At 54.0% G+C, this 21,862-nt stretch carries 20 protein-coding genes, 1 tRNA gene and 2 pseudogenes; 1 reads left to right on the top strand and 22 read right to left on the bottom strand.

Features of this window, described 5'->3' with window-relative positions:
* Positions 1–35: 35 nt before the first annotated feature.
* The 21 genes and pseudogenes from NA624_RS03905 to nnr all read right to left on the bottom strand — a co-directional run bounded on the left by NA624_RS03905 (position 36) and on the right by nnr (position 20,379).
* The gene (locus NA624_RS03905) at positions 36–1,199 is read right to left on the bottom strand and encodes a glutathionylspermidine synthase family protein (RefSeq protein ID WP_000943947.1); all 1,164 of its coding nucleotides are present in this window, start codon (positions 1,197–1,199) and stop codon (positions 36–38) included.
* A 2-nt stretch (positions 1,200–1,201) separates the two neighbouring features.
* The gene (locus tag NA624_RS03900) at positions 1,202–1,840 is read right to left on the bottom strand and encodes a DUF1190 domain-containing protein (protein WP_001085587.1); all 639 of its coding nucleotides are present in this window, start codon (positions 1,838–1,840) and stop codon (positions 1,202–1,204) included.
* 9 nt (positions 1,841–1,849) lie between these two features.
* Positions 1,850–2,248, bottom strand: coding sequence for a DUF350 domain-containing protein (locus NA624_RS03895; protein WP_000547736.1), 399 nt, complete (start codon positions 2,246–2,248; stop codon positions 1,850–1,852).
* Between the two features lie 17 nt (positions 2,249–2,265).
* Complete coding sequence (locus tag NA624_RS03890; protein ID WP_000090296.1) at positions 2,266–2,949, bottom strand: YjfK family protein; 684 nt, start codon at positions 2,947–2,949, stop codon at positions 2,266–2,268.
* Positions 2,950–3,070: 121 nt separating this feature from the next.
* Positions 3,071–3,158: pseudogene (locus NA624_RS03885) on the bottom strand (hypothetical protein); the annotation flags it as partial.
* Between the two features lie 17 nt (positions 3,159–3,175).
* Positions 3,176–3,856, bottom strand: coding sequence for a PspA/IM30 family protein (locus tag NA624_RS03880; protein WP_000511976.1), 681 nt, complete (start codon positions 3,854–3,856; stop codon positions 3,176–3,178).
* 14 nt (positions 3,857–3,870) lie between these two features.
* Positions 3,871–4,275, bottom strand: a pseudogene (locus NA624_RS03875) (YjfI family protein).
* Between the two features lie 131 nt (positions 4,276–4,406).
* Positions 4,407–5,138, bottom strand: a complete 732-nt coding sequence (gene rlmB / locus NA624_RS03870; RefSeq protein ID WP_001293274.1) for a 23S rRNA (guanosine(2251)-2'-O)-methyltransferase RlmB — start codon at positions 5,136–5,138, stop codon at positions 4,407–4,409.
* Positions 5,139–5,228: 90 nt separating this feature from the next.
* On the bottom strand, positions 5,229–7,667 hold the full coding sequence (gene rnr / locus NA624_RS03865) for a ribonuclease R (protein ID WP_000076354.1): 2,439 nt from the start codon (positions 7,665–7,667) through the stop codon (positions 5,229–5,231).
* Between the two features lie 37 nt (positions 7,668–7,704).
* Entirely contained in the window at positions 7,705–8,130 is a 426-nt protein-coding gene (nsrR, locus tag NA624_RS03860; protein ID WP_001177632.1) for a nitric oxide-sensing transcriptional repressor NsrR, read from the bottom strand.
* A gap of 219 nt (positions 8,131–8,349) precedes the next feature.
* Positions 8,350–9,648 carry an adenylosuccinate synthase gene (gene purA, locus NA624_RS03855; RefSeq protein ID WP_000527976.1) on the bottom strand — a complete coding sequence of 433 codons (1,299 nt, stop codon included), beginning with the start codon at positions 9,646–9,648 and terminating at the stop codon, positions 8,350–8,352.
* Between the two features lie 102 nt (positions 9,649–9,750).
* Positions 9,751–9,948 (bottom strand): DUF2065 domain-containing protein, encoded by a 198-nt coding sequence (locus NA624_RS03850; RefSeq protein WP_001089290.1) that lies wholly within the window; start codon positions 9,946–9,948, stop codon positions 9,751–9,753.
* 78 nt (positions 9,949–10,026) lie between these two features.
* On the bottom strand, positions 10,027–11,031 hold the full coding sequence (hflC, locus tag NA624_RS03845; protein WP_001232416.1) for a protease modulator HflC: 1,005 nt from the start codon (positions 11,029–11,031) through the stop codon (positions 10,027–10,029).
* Between the two features lie 2 nt (positions 11,032–11,033).
* Complete coding sequence (hflK, locus tag NA624_RS03840; RefSeq protein WP_000312505.1) at positions 11,034–12,293, bottom strand: FtsH protease activity modulator HflK; 1,260 nt, start codon at positions 12,291–12,293, stop codon at positions 11,034–11,036.
* Positions 12,294–12,507: 214 nt separating this feature from the next.
* Positions 12,508–13,788, bottom strand: a complete 1,281-nt coding sequence (hflX, locus tag NA624_RS03835) for a ribosome rescue GTPase HflX (protein WP_000460338.1) — start codon at positions 13,786–13,788, stop codon at positions 12,508–12,510.
* 71 nt (positions 13,789–13,859) lie between these two features.
* Entirely contained in the window at positions 13,860–14,168 is a 309-nt protein-coding gene (hfq, locus tag NA624_RS03830; RefSeq protein WP_001051875.1) for an RNA chaperone Hfq, read from the bottom strand.
* 82 nt (positions 14,169–14,250) lie between these two features.
* A complete protein-coding gene (gene miaA / locus NA624_RS03825; RefSeq protein ID WP_001000734.1) occupies positions 14,251–15,201 on the bottom strand; it encodes a tRNA (adenosine(37)-N6)-dimethylallyltransferase MiaA in 951 nt (316 codons plus the stop codon).
* Entirely contained in the window at positions 15,194–17,050 is a 1,857-nt protein-coding gene (gene mutL / locus NA624_RS03820) for a DNA mismatch repair endonuclease MutL (protein ID WP_001122530.1), read from the bottom strand. The genes miaA and mutL overlap by 8 nt, the downstream gene beginning before the upstream one ends.
* Before the next feature lie 9 nt (positions 17,051–17,059).
* Positions 17,060–18,382 carry an N-acetylmuramoyl-L-alanine amidase AmiB gene (amiB, locus tag NA624_RS03815; RefSeq protein ID WP_000640354.1) on the bottom strand — a complete coding sequence of 441 codons (1,323 nt, stop codon included), beginning with the start codon at positions 18,380–18,382 and terminating at the stop codon, positions 17,060–17,062.
* A gap of 16 nt (positions 18,383–18,398) precedes the next feature.
* The gene (tsaE, locus tag NA624_RS03810) at positions 18,399–18,860 is read right to left on the bottom strand and encodes a tRNA (adenosine(37)-N6)-threonylcarbamoyltransferase complex ATPase subunit type 1 TsaE (protein WP_000981987.1); all 462 of its coding nucleotides are present in this window, start codon (positions 18,858–18,860) and stop codon (positions 18,399–18,401) included.
* On the bottom strand, positions 18,832–20,379 hold the full coding sequence (gene nnr / locus NA624_RS03805; protein WP_000968675.1) for a bifunctional ADP-dependent NAD(P)H-hydrate dehydratase/NAD(P)H-hydrate epimerase: 1,548 nt from the start codon (positions 20,377–20,379) through the stop codon (positions 18,832–18,834). Before nnr ends, tsaE begins: the two co-directional genes overlap by 29 nt.
* On the opposite strand from nnr, the gene queG reads away from it, so the two are divergent.
* Positions 20,378–21,517 (top strand): tRNA epoxyqueuosine(34) reductase QueG, encoded by a 1,140-nt coding sequence (gene queG / locus NA624_RS03800; RefSeq protein ID WP_001670426.1) that lies wholly within the window; start codon positions 20,378–20,380, stop codon positions 21,515–21,517. The genes nnr and queG overlap by 2 nt on opposite strands.
* A gap of 269 nt (positions 21,518–21,786) precedes the next feature.
* On the opposite strand, the gene NA624_RS03795 is transcribed toward queG, so the two are convergent.
* Positions 21,787–21,862: transfer RNA gene (locus NA624_RS03795), tRNA-Gly, on the bottom strand.

Here is a 21,862-nt window from a genome sequence, read left to right as displayed (position 1 = left end):
GCCATTGACGCCGGAGCAAGATCACAAAAGTATGATTAACCGGCAATATAATGTGGGACGAAACGGGAAGTGTCTTTGGTAATTAGCGTATTGTCCTCGCGAATCCCCATCCCGGCGGCTTCATCGTCAATGATCCAACTGCCAATCAGCGTATAGCTATCGCCAAAGCGCGGCAAAGGCTGAAACGCCTGGTAAATCATCGGCTCGTCAGCGTAGTCGCCGTCGGCATGATCGATAACATTTTGCCGCTCGTCGAAAATCGTGACGTTGCCGCCTTCACGTGAATAAATCGGCTTCCGCACGCTGCTTTCACCTGGCGCTGCGAGCGATTTTTCGCCCTCAAACCAGGCCGGCAGCAGATTCGGATGGCCTGGGAAAAAGCGCCACAATAACGGCAACAGCCCTTTGTTACTCAGAATACTTTTCCACAATGGCTCAATCCATTGCTCACGCCGTTTTCGCAGTAGCGGGCCGTTGTCGTCGCGCATCATCCATTCCAGCGGGTAGAGCTTAAAGGCGCGGCGAATCACGTTATCGTCCAGATCGGTCAGCACGCCGCCTACGCCAAGCCCCAGTTCTTCAATATAGATAAATCGCGTTTCCTGGCCCGCCTGCTGCGCGCAATCCTGAAGGTACAGCACCGTCGTACGATCTTCGTCGGTATCTTCACAACAGCAAAAGTAGAGCGGTTCCCGACTGTACAGCTCGCTGAAGCGGGCGATCAGCCGCTCCTGTATCGCGTTGTATTGATCGGCATCACGCGGAATGGCGCCGCTACGACGAGCATCCTCCAGCCATAGCCATTGAAAGTAGGAGGATTCATAGAGCGATGTCGGCGTATCCGCGTTGTATTCCAGCAATTTAACTGGATCTTTGCCGCACCAGACGAAATCCATCCGTCCGTAAAGCGAAGGATCGCGGCTGCGCCAACTTTCGGCGATGACATCCCAGTACAATGGCGGGATCGCCAACTGCTGCATGATCTGCTCATCCCGGACGGCCCGCTCGACAACCTCCAGACACATCTGATGAAGCTCTGCGGTCGGTTTTTCGATCTGTTCTTCAATTTGCCGTAATGTAAAACGGTAGGCCCGGCTTTCATCCCAGTAAATTTCGTTATCGATAACATGAAAGTCAAAACCGTGATCGCAGGCGATCTTATCCAGATCCCGGCGTACCGGTACGTTATGTCGTAGCATGGTTAGCCTCCCCAGTGCCCGCGGGCGCTGGAAGAACGGCCATAGCCGCCGCGGGAGACGGTGGACGCTTTCCGTGTCGTATAACCAGGGCTGGTCGCGGTATCGCTTTTCCCTGTGCCGCTGCGCCACGCATAGTCGCCGGACGTAGTGCGCCAGACGGGACGGGAGACGTAAGATGAACCGCCGCTGCTATAGATGTATTGTTCGTCACGGTTTTGACGAATCGCGCGGCTGAGCAAAAAGCCGCTTAATACCGGAACCCAACTCCGATCGGTGCTATCAAAGTAGCAAACGCCAAACTGCGACTGACAGCTCTCCTGCGTCAATTGCTTAGGCACATTCGCGTAAAATTCTGTTTTCGCATTATTCCAGCCGTCAGCGCAAACGCTGGCACTATTGCCATCGTCAATACAGTCGTTCACCGTGGCGTAAAACGTCCCATCGCCGTCGTTGTCAGTATTGCCGCCATCACCGCACCCTTTCAGGAGAAAAAAGGCCGCTCCGCCCATAATCGCCAGCGTCAGGCATTTTGGCGTGTAGCGATTTCGTTGCCGCTCAAAGGGATTAACCGGTTCGGCTATCCGTCTTATTGCCGAATGGCCTACGCCGGATGTTCTTCTGGATTTTCGTTTTTTTGCCATGATCTTCCGTTACCATGTCATACAGGCAGCGTTAAAAATACCGCCAGCCAGCGCTGCGGTTCCCATAAATAGCCCCGCCGCCACGTTGTGATGAATAATTTTTTCGCTCAGCGTAGGCATGTATAACCTTACGCAGCCATAAATCAGCAGTTGAATCACCAGCGCAATGCCGCCCCAGGCAAAATAGTCCGGGATGCTGACCGAGTTTATCGCCGCGCTGGATAAGGGGATGACATAGCCCAGCAACGTACCGCTAAAGGCCAGCGATGCCGCAGTATTGTTATTTTTTATCAACTGCCATTCATTATGCGGCGTTATCTTTGAGTAAATAAAAAGAAATGCGATGACCATTGCCGCGCCAATAAAAAAATAGGCGCAGAAAGCCAGTAATGCGTCCAGTATATGCATAATTGTCCTGTATGTGCTTAACTAATAACCGTCAGTGAGGTGAGCGGGATATCCACGCCGAGCGCGCGCGAAAACACCCATTCAGGCTCACCGCGTTCGTTAAATGATTCTTCCCCGTTCAATAGAAGATACTCCCAGGCGTCATCCGTCACCTGGCGCTGGAAGCCCATCGTAAAATTGTGAACGTCCCATTTCTCTGCCTGCTGATTTTCAACCTTTTCCAGCATGTAGACAGGTTCAATATTGCCCGGCTCTTCATGGTTAAAAAAGCGCTGCCAGCGCCGTTCTTGCCAATTGAGCGTCATCGGCCCTATTGCCGCTGGCGCAATGGCTGAACGCCAGTGACGTTCCTCGTTAATACCGAAACTTTCCTCATATACAAAGAGTTTGATGTCATCAATGTCGTCAACATCCGTGCCGCCAGTGGTGTTAATTTGCAGAAACTCATCGCCAGAAGTGTAGTAGCGAAAAATCTGACTGCCGCCGCCTAAATCTATGCGACTCGCTGCCGCGACAGTGTATTTTTCACCCGGTAGCTCTACCAGCAACGACGACTTCAGTAGCCGGAATGCCAGCGTATCCAGCGTGAAACCGGCGTTAAGATGTAGTCCTAATGGTCCGCGAATCGGCGCTGGCGCGCTTGTTTTACCGAGCAAACGCTGAAAAAATTGCATCATAGGGGAACCTCTATCTCTTGCCATGCGACCTCTTCAGCCAGAATGCGATTGTCGTTAGGCATAATGCCATTTGAGATCGCGCATTCATGTGCCGTCTCGTATGAAAGCGACGAGCTCAGCACGGTAGCGCGCTTTCGCGCTACCGATAACAAAGCAGATACTGCCCGATAAACAGGCCAGGTCAGTCTGGACAAATGACGCTGGCAGGTTTTGACCATCCATGTAAAGAGCATTATTCGCCTTGTTGACGCTATAAACGCGCCAACACATCCTGAGCATTGCTTTTATTGGTTGCGCCAATACCGGCCTGCGCCAGTTTTTCGTCCAGGTCGCGTCCATCGGCGACTTTTTCCAGCTGCGCGGCGGCATCCAGCCGGGCCTGGCGTTCAGCCTGACGCGTTTGTAAACGTTTAAGCGACTCCGCCGCCGTAGACACATTCGACGCGGCTCCGACGGTCGAAGTCGTCACCGCCTGCTGGGCGCGCTGCATGGCTTCTGTCGCCTTAACCACTTCAAGTTGCTGCTCAAACTGCGCAATCCGCTGGCCTGTTGCCGTTACGGCCTTCTCCACCGCATCGCGAGAGGCTTCCAGATTAGTCAGCACCTGTTCTTCGGCAAGAATGGTATTTTCCAGACGGGCTATCTCTTCCGCCACTTCGTTGAGTAAAGCGGCGTCGACATTCTTACTCATTGCCGCCAACGCCCGTGTTTCAAGGCTGGCTTTACGCTCACGTAAATCATTCAGCTTGTCATGGCTTAGCTTCACCCGCGCCAATAAATCCACTCTGGATTTACCTGCTTTATCCAGCTCGGCTTTTGCGTCGCGAATATGCTGCTCCAGCATACGTACACCCTGTGCTTCATCAATGGCGTCTTCTGCCTGAGCAACGAATGATTTACCTAACGTGAACAAACTTTTTAAAATTCCCATGTAAGCCGCCTGTATTATTCCTGTGAATAGACTTGTGTTATTTCAGCGATATCCAACGCATTTTCTACAAGCGTGGTGATTTCCAGCATCACGTCGGCAAGCGACGAATTTAACGACAACGCGCCAAAAGCGACATAATATTCCTCCTGTTTTACCTAGGTAATACCGACCGAAGACAGCGGTAAAACCTTCTGATTTCTCAGCAAGAAAAGATTAAATTCCGCGGTATCTCTAATCGTATTTACCGGACAGATATAAGTCTCGATAACTATTTGTTGCGAGGTAAATAAAACCGCCAGTGGTAAATCGCCATAATCATTCATTTTTATTATTAATGAAGATTCATTATTTTCTATATCAATATTTAATTCAGCGATGTTGTTTAATGCATCCGCCAGCGTCCGTGGAGTCCATGCCATATTATTATCTCTATCTCTTTTTTATAAATAAAGGAAATTACAGGGTAGGTTTTGTTTTATATATTACCAGCCAAAGATAAAAAAAAACCATCCGATTATGGATGGTTTTTTCTTAAAAAATACTATTAGCGTCAGGTGCGCTGGCGAACGGCTTCAAACAGACAAATCCCGGTCGCAACAGAGACATTCAGCGACGACACGCTACCGGCCATAGGAATGCTGATCAGCTCATCGCAGTGCTCACGGGTCAGACGACGCATACCTTCACCTTCAGCACCCATGACCAGCGCCATGCGGCCAGGCATTTTGCTCTGATACAGCGTATGGTCAGCCTCGCCCGCCGTCCCGACAATCCAGATATTCTCTTCCTGCAACATGCGCATCGTGCGCGCCAGGTTGGTGACGCGGATCAACGGCACGCTTTCCGCTGCGCCGCAGGCGACTTTCTTCGCCGTCGCGTTAAGTTGCGCGGAGCGGTCTTTCGGCACGATTACCGCATGTACGCCTGCGGCATCGGCGCTGCGCAAACAGGCGCCAAGATTATGCGGATCGGTGACGCCATCGAGGATCAACAAAAAGGGGCGATCGTGTAATGCGATCAGATCCGGCAGATCGTTTTCCTGATACTGCCGGCCTGGTTTCACGCGAGCGATAATGCCCTGATGCACGGCACCGTCGCTTTTCTCGTCGAGATATTGGCGGTTTGCCAGCTGGATAACCACGCCCTGGGACTCAAGGGCGTGGATCAGCGGCAACAGACGTTTATCTTCACGGCCTTTTAAAATAAAGACTTCCTGAAAACGTTCAGGGGCGCGCTCCAGCAGGGCCTGCACTGCGTGGATGCCGTAAATCATTTCGCTCATTAATGTACTCATTGTTTACGTTTTGCCGGGGGCGCTACGCTTGCCCGGCCTACAGATAATTCACCCTCTTCTGTTTGAAGAGGGTATTGCTCACTCTGCCGCTTTTTTCTTCGCCGCACGCTTCGCTTTGGTCGCTGCGGCTATTTTCTGCGTTTTAGCCGATGGCTTTTTTGCTTTTCTCGCGTCTTTCTTCGCTGCTTTCGGCTTCGCTTTTTTCTCGCCGCGGAAGGCGCTATCAGGCTCGAAGTTAACTTTTTTACCTACCTGACGACGTTTACCGGCGTTTTTACTTTCACCTTTTTTCGCTTTTTCACGCGCCGTTTTGCCGACGTTACGCGGTGCGCGCTCGCTGGAGATCAGGCTAAAGTCAATTTTCCGTTCGTCCATATTCACCGCTTCGACGCGTACCTCGACCCGGTCGCCCAGGCGATATGTCTGCCCGCCGGACTCGCCAATCAGACGTTGCCCTACCTGATCGAAGCGATAGTAATCGTTATCCAGTGAGGAAACGTGTACCAGCCCATCGATAAACAGTTCATCAAGACGGACAAAGAAGCCGAAACCGGTGACGCTGGCAATCACGCCCTTAAAGACGTTGCCTACCTGATCCAGCATAAAGTCACATTTCAGCCAGTCGGAGACATCACGCGTCGCTTCATCAGCGCGGCGTTCCGCCATCGAACAGTGCTGGCCGAGCTGCAACATCTCTTCCATCGAGTAGTGATAACCGCCCGTTTCTGTGGTGTTGCCCTTGTTCCCTTGCTCTTTCGCCAGCAGGTACTTAATGGCGCGGTGCAAAGAAAGATCCGGATAGCGGCGAATCGGCGAGGTAAAGTGCGCATAAGACTGCAACGCCAGGCCAAAGTGCCCGCGGTTTTCCGGATCGTAAATCGCTTGCTTCATTGAACGCAGCAGCATAGTTTGCAGCATTTCGGCGTCCGGCCGGTCGGCAATCGATTCAAGCAGTTCGGCATAATCGCGCGGTTCCGGTTTGTTTCCGCCCGGCAGCTCCAACCCCAGCTCCGCCAGTACGGAGCGGAATGAGGTGATCGCTTCGGTGGTGGGCTTATCATGAATACGGAATAACGCCGGCTCTTTAGCTTTTTCGACAAAGCGCGCCGCCGAGATATTCGCCATGATCATGCACTCTTCGATAAGCTTATGCGCGTCATTACGCTGGGTCTGTTCGATACGCTCAATGCGACGATCGGCGTTAAAGATAAACTTCGCCTCTTCGCTCTCAAACGAGATCCCCCCGCGCTCTTCACGCGCTTTATCCAGCACTTTGTAGAGGTTGTGCAGCTCTTCAATATGCTTCACCAGCGGCGCATATTGTTCACGCAGATCCTGATCGCCCTGCAGCATATGCCAGACTTTGGTATAGGTCAGACGCGCATGGGAGCTCATCACCGCTTCATAGAATTTGTAGCCGGTCAGCCGACCTTTCGCCGAGATGGTCATTTCACAGACCATACACAGCCTGTCAACCTGCGGGTTTAGCGAACACAGGCCGTTGGAGAGCACCTCCGGCAACATTGGGACAACCTGTGACGGGAAGTAAACCGACGTGCCGCGATTGCGCGCCTCGCGATCCAACGGCGTTGGCGGCCGTACATAATAGCTCACGTCAGCAATAGCGACCCACAAACGCCAGCCGCCGCCGCGTTTTTTCTCACAGTAAACCGCGTCGTCAAAGTCACGGGCATCTTCGCCATCAATAGTGACCAGTGGCAAATCACGCAGATCAACACGACCGACTTTCGCCTCTTCCGGCACCTCTTCTTTCAGCCCGGCGACCTGCTGCTCTACCGCCTGCGGCCAGATGTAAGGTATTTCATGGGTACGCAGCGCCATATCAACCGCCATACCGGTGCCCATATTGTCGCCCAGCACTTCGACGATTTTCCCTACCGCTTTAGTACGGCGAGTTGGACGTTGGGTCAGTTCAACCACGACCACGAACCCCATCCGCGCGCCCATGACGTCTTCTGGCGGGATAAGAATGTCGAAGCTGAGACGGCTGTCGTCCGGCACTACAAAGCCGACGCCCGCATCGGTGAAATAACGTCCGACTATCTGACTGGTTTTCGGTACCAGTACACGGACGATACGCGCTTCGCGGCGACCTTTACGATCGGCGCCCAGCGGCTGCGCCAGCACCTGATCGCCATGAATACAGGTTTTCATCTGCTCGCTGGAAAGATACAAATCGTCTTTGCGGCCTTCGACACGTAAGAAACCGTAACCATCACGATGACCGATCACGGTGCCTTTCAGCAGGTCGAGGCGTTCCGGCAGCGCATAGCACTGGCGGCGGGTAAAGACCAGTTGTCCGTCGCGCTCCATCGCGCGCAGGCGGCGACGCAAGGCTTCAAGCTGCTCTTCGCCTTCAATATTCAGTTCTACGGCCAGTTCTTCGCGACTGGCCGGTTTTTCACGTTTCGTTAAATGTTCGAGGATAAATTCCCGGCTCGGGATAGGATTCGCGTATTTTTCTGCTTCGCGTTCCTGGAAAGGATCTTGTGACATTGAGGTTCCTCCATTGTCATCTCTAATGAAGTTTACTTCACTCCACCAGTAATAATTTATAAAGCGGTTGATTCTCTTCAACCAAATCGGCAAGCGTGTAGTTATCCAGCTCCTTGAGAAAACTCTGCACGGCCTTAGAAAGCGCCTGTTTCAGACGACAGGCAGGGGTGATGTGGCAAAATTCGCTGCTACAGTTGACCAGTGATAAGGGTTCCAGCTCACGCACCACATCGCCAATACAAATAGTATTAGCCGGTTTACCCAGGCGGATACCGCCATTTTTTCCCCGAACGGCGGTGACAAAGCCCGCCCGGCTAAGCTGATTGATAATTTTGACCATATGATTACGGGACACGCCGTAGACTTCTGTCACCTCAGAAATGCTGGTCATTCGTCCATCTGGTAACGACGCCATATAGATTAGCGCACGTAAGCCGTAATCGGTGAAACTCGTTAACTGCACATCAACCTCAGGAAAAGGGAAAACGGGATATAACTTATCTGTATTGATGATAAACCAGCCACCTGTCAGGCTGCTAATTTATTTCGGTTCAGGAAGGAAAAAAGCGGGGAACAATGACGCATTTGAGCCGAAGGGTGATGCAAAGCATCTTATCCGGCCAACAAATGCGTACTCATCATAGACCCGGTAAGCGTAGCGTTACCGGGCATCATCCATCAATTACGCGTCGAACGGATCGCGCAGAATCATCGTCTCAGTACGATCGGGGCCGGTAGAAATAATATCAATCGGCACGCCGGTCAGTTCTTCGATACGCTTGATGTAGTTCAGTGCCGCCTGCGGCAGACCGCTACGATCTTTCACGCCGAAGGTGGATTCAGACCAGCCCGGCATGGTTTCGTAAATCGGCTCTACACCTTTCCAGTCGTCAGCTGCCAGCGGAGTGGTAGTCACTTCGCGACCATCCGGCATACGGTAAGCCACGCAGAGTTTCACCTCTTTCAGGCCATCCAGCACGTCCAGTTTGGTCAGGCAGAAGCCAGACAGGGAGTTCAGCTGTACCGCACGACGAACGGCAACGGTGTCCAGCCAGCCGGTACGACGACGACGGCCGGTAGTGGCGCCGTATTCGTTACCCTGCTTGCAGAGGAACTCGCCGGTTTCATCAAACAGCTCAGTCGGGAACGGACCTGCACCTACACGAGTGGAGTAAGCTTTGAGGATACCCAGAACGTAATCAACATAACGCGGGCCCAGGCCGGAACCGGTCGCCACGCCACCTGCAGTGGTGTTAGAAGAAGTTACATACGGATAAGTACCGTGGTCGATATCCAGCAGGGTACCCTGCGCACCTTCAAACATGACGAAATCGCCACGCTGACGCGCCTGGTCGAGCAGGTCCGAAACGTCAACAACCATAGAAGTCAGGATGTCGGCAACAGCCATCGTATCATCCAGAACTTTCTGGTAATCAACCGCTTCAACTTTGTAGTAGTTAACCAACTGGAAGTTGTGATATTCCATCACTTCTTTCAGTTTTTCAGCGAAGGTTTCTTTGTCGAAAAGGTCACCAACACGCAGACCGCGACGTGCCACTTTATCTTCATAAGCAGGCCCGATTCCACGACCGGTGGTGCCGATCGCTTTCGCGCCACGCGCTTTCTCACGCGCGTTATCCAGCGCAACGTGATAATCAAGGATCAGCGGACAGGCTTCAGACAGCAGCAGACGCTCACGAACGGGGATGCCACGGTCTTCCAGTTCTTTCATCTCTTTCATCAGCGCGCTCGGAGACAGCACAACACCGTTACCGATGATGCTGGTTACATTCTCGCGAAGAATACCTGATGGAATAAGATGGAGAACGGTTTTTTCACCGTTGATTACGAGAGTATGGCCTGCGTTGTGACCGCCCTGGTAGCGTACAACATATTTAGCCCGTTCAGTCAGAAGATCGACGATCTTTCCTTTACCTTCGTCACCCCATTGGGTGCCCAGTACGACGACGTTGTTACCCATTTTTCAAAATCACCGTTTGCTTAAAAATGGATTCTACCATCGCTTTTTCAGATATACAGCACTTTTTGCACTCAATCTGCGGCAAATCCGACCACTTTTTGCTCAGCCAATCGTTTTCCTCAACATGTAGTAGACCACAACTCCCGCGACCACAAGTCCGCCGCCAAAACGACGTAAAACATTTTCCGGCAGTTGCGCCAGTGCCGAAACCATTTTTTTCCATGCGCCGGGATACAGCATCGGTCCCAGCCCTTCGAGGACTAATACCAGAGCAAGCGCCAACCAGATTGTTGAATTCATTTATCGCCCTTATAAAAGAAAACCACCGGCATCCTTTGGATGCGGTGGTTTTGCTGGTCTAAAACTGCTGACGCTATTTTAGCGTGCCGTCGAACTCGGTGTCTTCATGTAGCGGAAGAAATCGCTGTCCGGGCTCAGTACCATCACGTCCTGATTACCTTCGAAGCTCTTCTCGTAAGCGCGCAGACTACGAATGAACGCGTAGAAATCAGGGTCCTGACTGAACGCGTCGGCAAACAGCTTCGCGGCTTCAGCATCACCTTCACCACGCATGATACGCCCCTGACGCTCGGCTTCCGCCAGAGTTTTCGTCACCTCATAGTCAGCAGCCGCACGCAGTTTTTCCGCTTCTTCCTGACCTTGTGAGCGATGACGACGCGCGACCGCTTCACGCTCGGCGCGCATACGGTTGTAAATCGCCTCAGAAACCTCGGTCGGCAGGTTGATCTGCTTAATACGCACATCGACCACTTCGATACCCAACGCCGCCATACTGTTCGGGTTGATGACCGGTACTTTACCTTTGGTTTCCGCCGTGACGCGTTCCGCCGCTTCGGCAATCGCGTCATCCGCCGCCGGGGTCGCCACTTCATCATCGGTACCGGCTGAACCGGAGTTCAGCGCGTCGCGCACTTCCAGAGTCAGACGACCACGAGAATCGGTCACGATGTCTTTTACGTCCAGGCGACCAATCTCAGAACGCAAACGGTCCGAGAATTTACGTTTTAACAGCACTTCGGCTTGCGAAATATCGCCGCCGCCGGTCGCCAGATAGTAACGGCTAAAGTCGCTGATACGCCATTTGATGTAGGAGTCGACAATCAGGTCTTTCTTCTCTTTAGTCACAAAGCGATCGGCCTGGTTATCCATCGTCTGGATACGCGCATCAAGCATTTTCACTGATTCAATAAACGGGATCTTAAAGTGCAGACCCGGCGCGTAAACCAGCGGTTTGTTCTCATCGTCACGCAGAACTTTACCAAAACGCAGCGTAATGCCACGCTCGCCCTCTTTGACCACAAAGACGGACATGTAGAGCACTACCAGCACGATGATGATAATCGCAATAACTGACTTACGCATCGTTATTCCCCCTGACGCTGGTAGTCGTTACGCTGCGCATTCGCGCGGCGTTGGTCCATAATATCGCCCTGATTTGAGGACGACGTGTTGCTTGCTCCGCTGGCGTTAGACTTTGTGGACGGCGGCAGGCGCAGCAGGTTGCTGGCGCTATTGTCGCTCTTTGCCGCCGGCGCATTCCCGCCTTTCAGCATCTGATCTAACGGCAGCACCATTAAATTACCGCTCTTGTCGTTAACCAGTACTTTACGGGTATGGCTCAGCACTTTTTCCATCGTTTCAATATACAGACGCTCGCGTGTAATCTGCGGCGCGGCTTTATATTCCGGCAAAATCTTCGCAAACCGGGCGACTTCACCCTGCGCTTCCAGGATAGTCTGGGTTTTATAGGCGCGTGCCTCTTCCAGAATACGCTGCGCCTGACCGTTGGCGCGCGGCTGAACTTCGTTGGTATACGCTTCCGCTTCACGAATGTACTGCTGCTCGTTTTCACGTGCGGCAATCGCGTCGTCAAAGGCGGCTTTCACCTCTTCCGGCGGACGCGCAGCCTGGAAGTTCACGTCCAGCAGGGTAATCCCCATGTTGTACGGTTTGATAGTCTCTTCCAGCTCGCGTTGGGTATCGCTACGAATAACGGTACGACCTTCCGTCAGAATGCGGTCCATGGTGTATTTGCCGATAACCCCGCGCAGGGCGCTGTCGGTAGCCTGACGCAGGCTATCGTCCGGGCTGGTCACGCTAAACAGATATTTCTGCGGATCGGTGACGCGGTATTGCACGTTCATTTCAACGCGCACGACGTTTTCATCAGACGTCAGCATCACGCCTGACGCCGCCAGTTCGCGCACCGCTTCGACGTTCACCGGCGTGACGTCGTCAATAAATGTCGGCTTCCAGTTCAGACCTGGCTCTACCAGATGGCTGAATTTACCAAAACGCGTCACAACGCCGCGCTCGGCTTCTTTAATGGTATAAAAACCGCTGGCCGCCCAGATAATGACTACTGCCGCCGCGGCGATGGCGACAATACGGCCTCCCAGTTGCGGACGCGGGCCTTGCGATGAGCTACCGCCGCCGGAACCGGTGCCTTTACCGCCCCCAAAACCACCGAGTTTTTTACTCAGCTTACGGAAGATATCATCCAGATCGGGAGGTCCCTGATCGCGGCCACCTTTGTTTCCATTTCCCCCAGAGTTGCTGCCAGGTTTGCTGCTTCCCCACGGGTCGCGGTCCTGTCCGTTATTACCGGGCTGATTCCACGCCATGTTTGTGCTCCATATTTGTTATGCGGTGATCCCCGTTGTCTTTCGACCTCAGAGGATAAGGCGAAATTACTCCATGCTTCAGACGAACCGCCGTTACAGACATCATCTTTCAGGCTGCGTCTTGAGTGGCGGCTTTTTTACCCCAGGTCACTTCGTTGTGAGCTCCTGAGATTCTCTCAGCTACCGCCTCAATACGACCTGAATGACTTCGCGTCTAGATCACGTATTCGATCAACGCCGGTTCTTGTTTACAGAGGCGACGCCAGTCGACAATCGGCATTCGTACCTGCAGACTGACGCTACCGTCTTCCTCCATCCACTCTTTTTCTATTGCCTGAAGCTGATAAAACCGGCTTCTCAGACGCCCTTCCTGCGGCGGCAAACGCAGCGTATGCTGCGCCACCTCGCCGGAAAGACGCTCCGTCAAAGCCTGAAAAAGCTGTGGTATTCCCACGCCGCTTTGCGCTGAAAGCCAAACGCGGATGGGTTTATTCTCTTCATCTCTGTCGATACGCGGTTCAAAGTCGTCCAGCATATCGATTTTGTTCATCACCATTAAGGTGGGGATTTCGTGAGCGTCAATCTCTTCAAGAACGGTGTTTACCGCCTCGATGTTTTCCTGCACACGAACATCCGCCGCATCGACCACATGCAGCAGCAGCGTCGCCTGACGCGTCTCCTGCAGGGTAGCTTTAAAGGCAGCCACCAGATCGTGCGGTAAATGGCGGATAAAGCCTACCGTATCCGCCAGAACGGTTTCACCGACATCCGCTACATCAATACGACGTAACGTGGGGTCCAGCGTCGCAAATAGCTGATCTGCCGCATAGACCCGCGCTTCAGTGATCTGATTAAAAAGGGTGGATTTTCCGGCGTTGGTATAGCCCACCAGCGATACCGTCGGAACGTCGGCCTTGATGCGCGACTGCCGCCCCTGCTCACGTTGCTTCTCAACTTTCTCCAGGCGCGACTGAATCTGCACAATGCGATTACGCAGTAAACGACGGTCGGTTTCGAGCTGGGTTTCACCCGGACCGCGCAAACCAATCCCGCCTTTCTGACGTTCAAGGTGGGTCCAGCCACGCACCAGACGCGTAGCCAGATGGCGTAGCTGCGCCAGCTCAACCTGCAACTTACCTTCATGGGTACGCGCACGCTGGGCAAAAATATCTAAGATAAGACCGGTGCGATCGATAACCCGGCACTCGCACAAACGTTCCAGGTTTCGCTCCTGGGCTGGACTCAATGCATGATCAAACAATACGACCGCTGCGCCAGTCGCTTTCACGGCTTCCGCAATTTCAACTGCCTTACCTTCACCTACAAAGTACTTCGGGTGCGGTGCTTTACGGCTACCGGTAATCACCTGCATTGCTTCGACACCGGCGGAAGAGACCAGAGATTCAAACTCCTGGAGGTCTTCCATATCTTTGTCTTGCGAAAAATAGATGTGTACCAGTACCGCCTGCTCACCGGCATCATAACGGTCAAACAAGCGTAAACCCTCTTAATAACCAGCGGGGGCGATTATCCGACGCCCCCGACATGGATAAACAGCGCGTGAACTTATTCAGTCTCTTCGCTGTCCTGTTGCGCAGTAGAACCCTGCGCGTTGCTACCGTGATGGTAGTTATTGCTGGCGCCGCCACCGGCATTGTTGCTGTGATGGGAAACCGGGCGAGACGGGACAACAGTAGAAATCGCGTGCTTATAAACCATCTGGCTGACCGTGTTCTTCAACAGGATCACGAACTGATCAAAGGACTCGATTTGACCTTGCAGCTTAATACCATTCACCAAATAAATAGAAACTGGAACACGTTCCCGACGCAATGCGTTCAGGAACGGATCTTGTAAAGATTGCCCCTTAGCCATTCTCTTTTCCTTATATGCTTATTTGTACTTTGAACCTTTCGATTCTGAAAAATTGCGCACGATACGTCTCAATTGTACACATTCAGTCTGCGATAGCACCAACAACCTGTAATACTTCTTTTCGCGCCCGATCGGGATTCTCACTGTCAAGCCAGCGCACCCCTTCCCAACCGCGCAACCAGGTCATCTGGCGCTTCGCCAACTGTCTCGTGGCGCAAACACCTCTATAAACCATTTCATCATATGAGATTTCGCCCTCAATGTATGACCACATCTGGCGGTATCCCACACAACGGATGGAAGGCAAGTCCGTATGCAAATCTCCTCGGGCAAAAAGCGCCCGGACTTCTGCTTCAAAACCTGAAGCCAACATCTGATGAAAACGCAGTTCAATGCGCTGATGGAGCAGTTCACGGCTCGCCGGGGCGATAGCGAACTGATGCACCTGGTACGGTAGCGCGTCTCCTGACGTTTGCGTTAGCTCCGTTAAAGTTTTACCCGAAATGAAAAAAACTTCCAGTGCCCGGGAAAGTCTTTGCGGATCATTTGGATGAATTCGCGCGGCGGCAACCGGATCTATCTCCTGAAGTTGCTGATGCAACGCCTCCCATCCAAGCTCCGCTGCTTGCTGCTCAATCCGGGATCTGACTTCCGGATCTGCTGAAGGCAGCGGCGATAACCCTTCCAGCAATGCCTTAAAATACAGCATGGTACCGCCCACTAACAGCGGGATACGCCCCGCAGCGGTGATCTCCGCCATTTGCGCTAACGCGTCGCGGCGAAAATCCGCCGCCGAATACGCCTGCGACGGGTCGCGTATATCCAGCAGTCGATGCGGCGCCGCTTTCAGCTCATCGGCATTCGGCTTAGCCGTGCCAATATCCATTCCCCGATAAATGAGGGCGGAATCAACGCTTATCAACTCTACTGGCAAAACTTTACGCAGTTCTATCGCCAGCGCCGTTTTGCCGGAGGCCGTCGGCCCCATCAAAAATATCGCCTTAGGCAGGCTCGCCTTGCTTACATCATTCATGCTTCAGGGCGTTCATCGCCGAATGTAAATCAACAGGTTGTAACAGGCCACCCGGCGGCGCTTTTACCAGCTGCGGACATAGCCGCTCAACATCCGCCAGCAGCGATATGGCCTGCGCCATCGACCACTGCGGATGTTCACTCTGCACATTACGCGCTATCCATTGTGCAATATTGACCGTTGCAAATGTGGTCTGTTGCGCCAGGTAGCCTATCAGTTCAGGAATCAAGATTTGTAAATTTTGTTGTCGTAAGGGTAAAGGCACCGCCCGAATGGTCACATGCTGCGCATCCGACTGAAATTCAATACCCAATTCTCCCAACAAAGATTGGGCTTTTTGCAGCGCGGCTTTTTCATCGGCGCTCACTTTTAAACGCAGCGGAATCAGCAACGGCTGCGCGCAAACCGGACTTTGACCCGGTGTAAGCTGCGCCTGACGCAGCCAACGCTCCGCAACCGGCAGCGACAAGAGCTGGATAGTCCCCGCGTGTTCCAGCAACGCGCAGTCACCGCCGACTATCGTCAGTACGCGACCAAAACTCTGGCTATGTCCGTCAAGCGCAGGCGCAACCGGCTCCGGCGCGGGGCTCGTCGTCGGCGTCTGTAAAAGCGCGCGATAAACCTCGCCCTGCTGCTTCTGATAACCTGGCTGCGCGTGCGGCCAACCACCTGCGGACTGACGCCCGCCGTTGCCGCCCGATGCGCCGCCGGAATAACGCGGTGTCGCGGGCTCGCGCGCCGCAGTTGGCTCGGCGGGTACAGCAAAATGGTTGCGCCCCGCGGCGATACGGTTTTCCGGGACATGCCGCGGCGCTGGCGCAATCTCCTCCAGCGGCAGCGTCGTTTCCGTCTGCTGTTGCAGAACGCTCAGCACCCCTTGATAGATGAAGTCGTGCACCAGCCGGGATTGATGAAAACGCACTTCGTGCTTGGCGGGATGAACATTGACATCCACCTGATGCGGGTCAATCTCCAGATACAGCACAAACGCAGGCTGTTGGTCCGCGCCCAGTTTATCTTCACAGGCCTGGCGAATGGCATGGTTGATCAAGCGGTCGCGCATCATGCGGCCATTCACATAACAGTACTGGATCTCCGTTAACGCCGTGGTGGTGTGATTCGGATCGGCGACCCAGCCGCGCAGGGTCAGATCGCCATGCTGCCACTCGATCGCCAGTGCCTGTTCGAGAAACGGCGTGCCGCAGATGGCGCCTAACCGGCGCTCTTTTTGCCCGTCCTTTGCGACAGCGCGATACTGCCGTACCAATTTGCCGTTGTGCGACAGGTTAAAAGTGACGTCAAAACGGGCCAATGCAATACGACGGATGATCTCATCGATGTGATTAAATTCCGTTTTTTCGGTACGCATGAATTTGCGCCGGGCGGGCGTATTATAAAAGAGATCCAGAACTTCCAGGGTGGTGCCGACCGGGTGCGCGGCGGGTTTTACCGTTACGTCCATGTCACGCCCTTCCGCATACGCCTGCCAGGCTTCCGCCTGCTCCGCCGTGCGCGACGTTAGCATCAAACGCGAGACCGAACTGATACTGGCCAGCGCTTCGCCGCGAAATCCCAGACTGATAATCGCTTCCAGATCGTCAAGCGAGGCGATCTTACTGGTGGCATGACGGGCCAGCGCCAGCGCCAGCTCCTCTTTTTTAATGCCGCAGCCATTGTCGCGAATACGAATAAGCTTCGCGCCGCCACGCTCGATGTCGATATCAACGCGGGTGGCGCCTGCATCCAGACTATTCTCTACCAGCTCTTTAACAACCGACGCAGGGCGTTCCACCACTTCGCCAGCGGCGATTTGGTTCGCAAGCTGCGGCGGCAGAACCTGAATCGGCATGAAATCTCCTTAATTCGCGGCGGTTATGGCGCCAGGCTGGTTGGTACTGGCCGTCTGGCCTGGGCCGCCCTGCGGCGCAGACTGGATCGGATGCGCTGCAAAGTACTTACGCAACCCCCGGTATATAGCGTCAGCAATCTGCTGCTGATAGCGGTCGCTCGCCAACAATCGCTCTTCGCCGTGATTACTGATAAAGCCCGTCTCCACCAAAATGGACGGGATATCCGGCGAACGCAACACGCCCAGGCTAGCGTGTTCCGGGCGGCGTTTATGCAGCGACCCCACGCCGTCGAGTTGGCTTAGTACGTTCGTCGCCACATCATACCCTACCCGCTGCGAATGACCGAATTGCAAATCCAGTACCGCCTGGCTCAGGTAAGGGTCTGACTGACTGTTCGCCAGCACATCGCCAGCGCCGCCTAACAGTTCGGATTGCTTCTCATGCTGCTCAAGCCAGTTTGCCATTTCGCTGTTCGCGCGACGATTGGACAATACCCAGACGGAGGCGCCGGTGGCGTCGCGATTTGGCGCGGCATCCGCATGAATAGAGACAAGGAAGTTAGCGTTTTGCTTACGCGCCACGTCAGACCGCCCCATCACCGAAATAAAATAGTCGCCGTCACGCGTCAGCACGCCTTTAAACATCGGATCGTTATTCAGCAATGTGCGTAACTTACGCGCGATGGCGATGGTGACATTTTTCTCGCGCGTACCGCCCGGGCCTATCGCACCGGGGTCCTGGCCTCCATGTCCGGCATCAATAGCAATCACCACTTTATCGCCAGCGCCTGCCGACGCGCGCGCCGCAGGCCGCGTAACGGTATTGCTGCTGGTTACGCCGGTCAGGCGATCATCAGAAGATTTAAACGGATTACGGGCCGGCTCCGTCGGGCGGGGCGCGCTTTCAACCCGTTTCGCGACGACAGGCGGTGGCGGCGGCGGCGGAACATCGGCATTAATGGTGAAAATGACCGTATAGTTGCCGCCGTTTTGCCGCTTCACAGCCTCGGTTTTACCATTTTCCGTCAGATCGACAAGCAACCGTAAAGATTGCGCATCTTTCGGCGTTCCGGCACGGATCGTTTTCACCAGATTGTTACCGCTAAACTGAAGCGGCAGCCCCTGAATCACGCCGGTCTGCCTGATATCCAGCGCCACGGTACGTTTACCGTCCTGTGAGTAAGCATATTCCGGCTCGCCGATAAAACTCAGCGTAATGCGCGCCTGCTGCTCGCCGTTGGACACCTGAATATCAGAGAGACTGGCGGCGCCCGCCTGCGCGCACAGCAGGATTAAGGCTGCTATTACGGCATTTTTGATGCGATAAATCATCCCGCCACCTTTATAGCTAATCGGCTAAACGCGCCAGTAACGAATGACCCGATGAGGATACCGCGCTTACGCGAGCCTCACGCCCCTGCGCCTGGTAATCAATATGGATTTCGACGTCCGGGTCGGGGAGAACGCCTTTACCTTGTTGCGGCCACTCCACCAGACAAACGGCGTCGTTGGCGAAATAATCGCGAATGCCCATAAACTCCAGCTCCTCCGGGTCCGCAAGACGGTATAAGTCGAAGTGATATACCATCATGTTATCAAGCGCATAAGGCTCTACCAGCGTATAGGTGGGGCTTTTTACATTACCGTTATGGCCTAACGCCTGTAAAAATCCCCGGCTAAACGTCGTCTTACCGGCACCTAAATCGCCATACAGATAAATAACGGTCGCGCCATCGCAGGCGTTGGCTACCCGTTGCCCCAGGTCTAGCGTCGCCTGTTCGTCAGGTAGCGGAATTACTCGATTCATCATGGTTTACGTCAATCACATCAGGGTTAACAATACGCCGCAGCGTAGTAAAAAGATCGGTCGCCAACATGCCGCGAGCGCCATAACGCGCTGCCAGTAAGTCCGCCGCCGCGCCGTGAGCCACACATCCCACACATGCCGCATCATACGGGGTAAACTTCTGTCCGAGCAATGCGCCGATGATGCCGGACAGGACATCGCCCATCCCGCCGCTCGCCATCCCTGCATTACCAGCGTCAATGATAGCCAGAGGGTGGTGTTCAGCGGCGATAATCGTTCCTGCGCCTTTTAACACGACCACGCCTCCATACCGTTTTACCAGACGCTGCGCTGAAAGTAAGCGATCACTTTCAATTTCTGCCACAGAACATCCTAACAGGCGGGCAGCCTCTCCCGGATGCGGCGTAATCACGCGATTGTGACGTTTATCAGGATTGATTGCCAGTAGGTTCAACGCATCCGCATCCCACAGCATAGGTTTACGGACGTTTTCTACTTTCTGTAAGGCTTTTTTGCCCCATTCCTGCTGCCCAAGCCCCGGGCCGATCACCACAACGTCAGCCCAGGTCAGGCTCTCTTCCAGCGACTGAGGCGTGAGTTCATGTACCATCAGTTCCGGGCGGGCCGTCAGCAACGGCGCGATGTTTTCACCGCGAGTCAGAACTCTGACCAACCCAGCCCCCGTACGCAGCGCCGCCTCGCCAGCCATCCGAATTGCGCCCGCTGTTCCCTGGTCGCCGCCAATAATCGCCAGACGACCATGATCGCCCTTATGCGAGGTCGGTCGACGCGGCGTTAGCCATTGCCCCAACTGCGTCGCGTCAAAACGCCGGAGCGGCGGCGTCTGGCTCGCCAGCCAGCCTTCCAGTCCCAACGCGTCATAATGCAATATGCCGGTAACGTCACGCGCTTTGCCGGTCAGCAGGCCTGGTTTCAGGGCGATAAACGTGACCGTATGCGCGGCGCTTATCACCGCGCCAGGCGTGGCGCCCGTTTGCGCCAGCAGGCCTGACGGGATATCGACGGCGACAACCGGCGCAGGATGGGCGTTCGCCTGTTCAATCAGACCGGCTACCGGGTCGCGCGGCGCCTGGGCTATACCGGTGCCAAGCAGCGCGTCGATAATTAGATCCGTCGCTTCCGGCCAGATAATATCGGCAGCATGGATAATGCCGCCGGCATTCAGCCAGGCATCGCGCGCCTGCGCCGCTTCTTCAGGCAACGGTTTGTCGCTCTCCTGCGCCAGCAACGTTACGCTAATGCCCGCCGCTTGCGCTAGTCGCGCCACGACGTAACCATCGCCGCCGTTGTTGCCATGACCACACAACACCAGCCAGTGTCGGGTGTCAGGATAACTGTCACGGGCTACCCGAAATGCCGCGTCGCCAGCGCGCAGCATCAATTCATAGAGTGTGAGTCCGAAGGCATCCGCCGCATCGCGTTCCAGCCGTTTGATGTCATCGGCGGGCCAAATGGAGTGTGGTATACTTACAGGGTTTTTCTTCATGTTATGGTCCATCATGTCAAAGCCCCTCGATCTCAATCAGTTAGCGCAAAATATTAAGCAGTGGGGGCTGGAGCTGGGCTTTCAGCAGGTCGGTATTACTGATACCGATCTGCGCGCATCCGAACCTGCGCTGCAGGCGTGGCTGGACAAACAATACCACGGCGAGATGGCATGGATGGCGCGCCACGGTATGATGCGCGCCCGGCCTCATGAACTCTTACCCGGTACGCTACGTGTCATCAGCGTGCGCATGAACTATCTGCCCGCCAACGCCGCGTTTGCCAGTACGTTGAAGGATCCCACGCTGGGCTACGTTAGCCGATATGCGCTGGGGCGTGATTATCACAAGCTGTTACGCAGCCGCCTTAAAAAACTGGGCGAGCAGATCCAACAGTACTGCGGTTCGCTGAATTTTAGACCGTTTGTCGACTCTGCGCCTATTCTTGAACGCCCATTAGCGGAAAAAGCCGGACTTGGCTGGACGGGTAAGCACTCACTTATCCTTAATCGGGAGGCAGGCTCATTCTTTTTCCTGGGGGAATTGTTGATTGATTTACCGCTGCCGGTCGACCAGCCGGTCGAGGAAGGTTGCGGCAAATGCGTCGCCTGTATGACCATTTGCCCGACCGGGGCGATTGTCGAACCGTATACGGTGGACGCGCGGCGCTGTATTTCTTATCTCACCATTGAGCTGGAAGGCGCTATTCCGGAAGCATTTCGCCCACTGATAGGCAACCGTATTTACGGCTGCGATGACTGCCAGCTTATCTGTCCGTGGAATCGTTACTCTCAGTTGACCGACGAAGCAGATTTTAGCCCACGCAAGGCGCTGCATAACCCAGATTTGCTTGAGTTGTTTAGCTGGAGCGAAGCGCAGTTTCTGAAAGTCACTGAAGGTTCTGCGATTCGGCGCATTGGCCATTTACGCTGGCTGCGCAATGTTGCCGTCGCGCTGGGGAATGCGCCGTGGAGTAATGCCGTCATTACGGCGCTGGAAAGCCGCAAGGGTGAGCATCCACTTCTTGATGAGCATATCGAATGGGCGATTGCGCAACAAATTGAAAAGCGCAACGCCTGCATCATTGAAGTGCAGCTACCGAAAAAACAGCGTCTGGTCAGGGTGATTGAAAAAGGGCTGGTGCGCGATGCCTGAATTATTCACAGGCTGTGTATAAAAATAAAAACACATTGCGATTCAAGAGGGAAAAAAGGAACAGACAATAACGCTAACGTTTTGAAATCTTATTTTTTCTATACTTTTCAGTAAATTATAGAAATTCTACGCGTCAGGTATGATTTTTTGCATTCCAGGAGTAATGGGCCGTCCTGTGGATAAGTCTGTTTACAAGGATCTGACGAAAGCGGAACAAAACGTGCCCCAACGCGATATTCGTTGTGGATAATTTCACTGTAGATAAGAATTGGAGCGGGAAACGAGACTCGAACTCGCGACCCCGACCTTGGCAAGGTCGTGCTCTACCAACTGAGCTATTCCCGC

It is taken from the genome of Salmonella sp. NW38 (assembly GCF_051807745.1).
Lineage (GTDB): Bacteria > Pseudomonadota > Gammaproteobacteria > Enterobacterales > Enterobacteriaceae > Salmonella > Salmonella enterica.
Note: the sequence above shows the minus strand (reverse complement) of the source record. Positions and strands in the feature narration are given on the sequence as shown.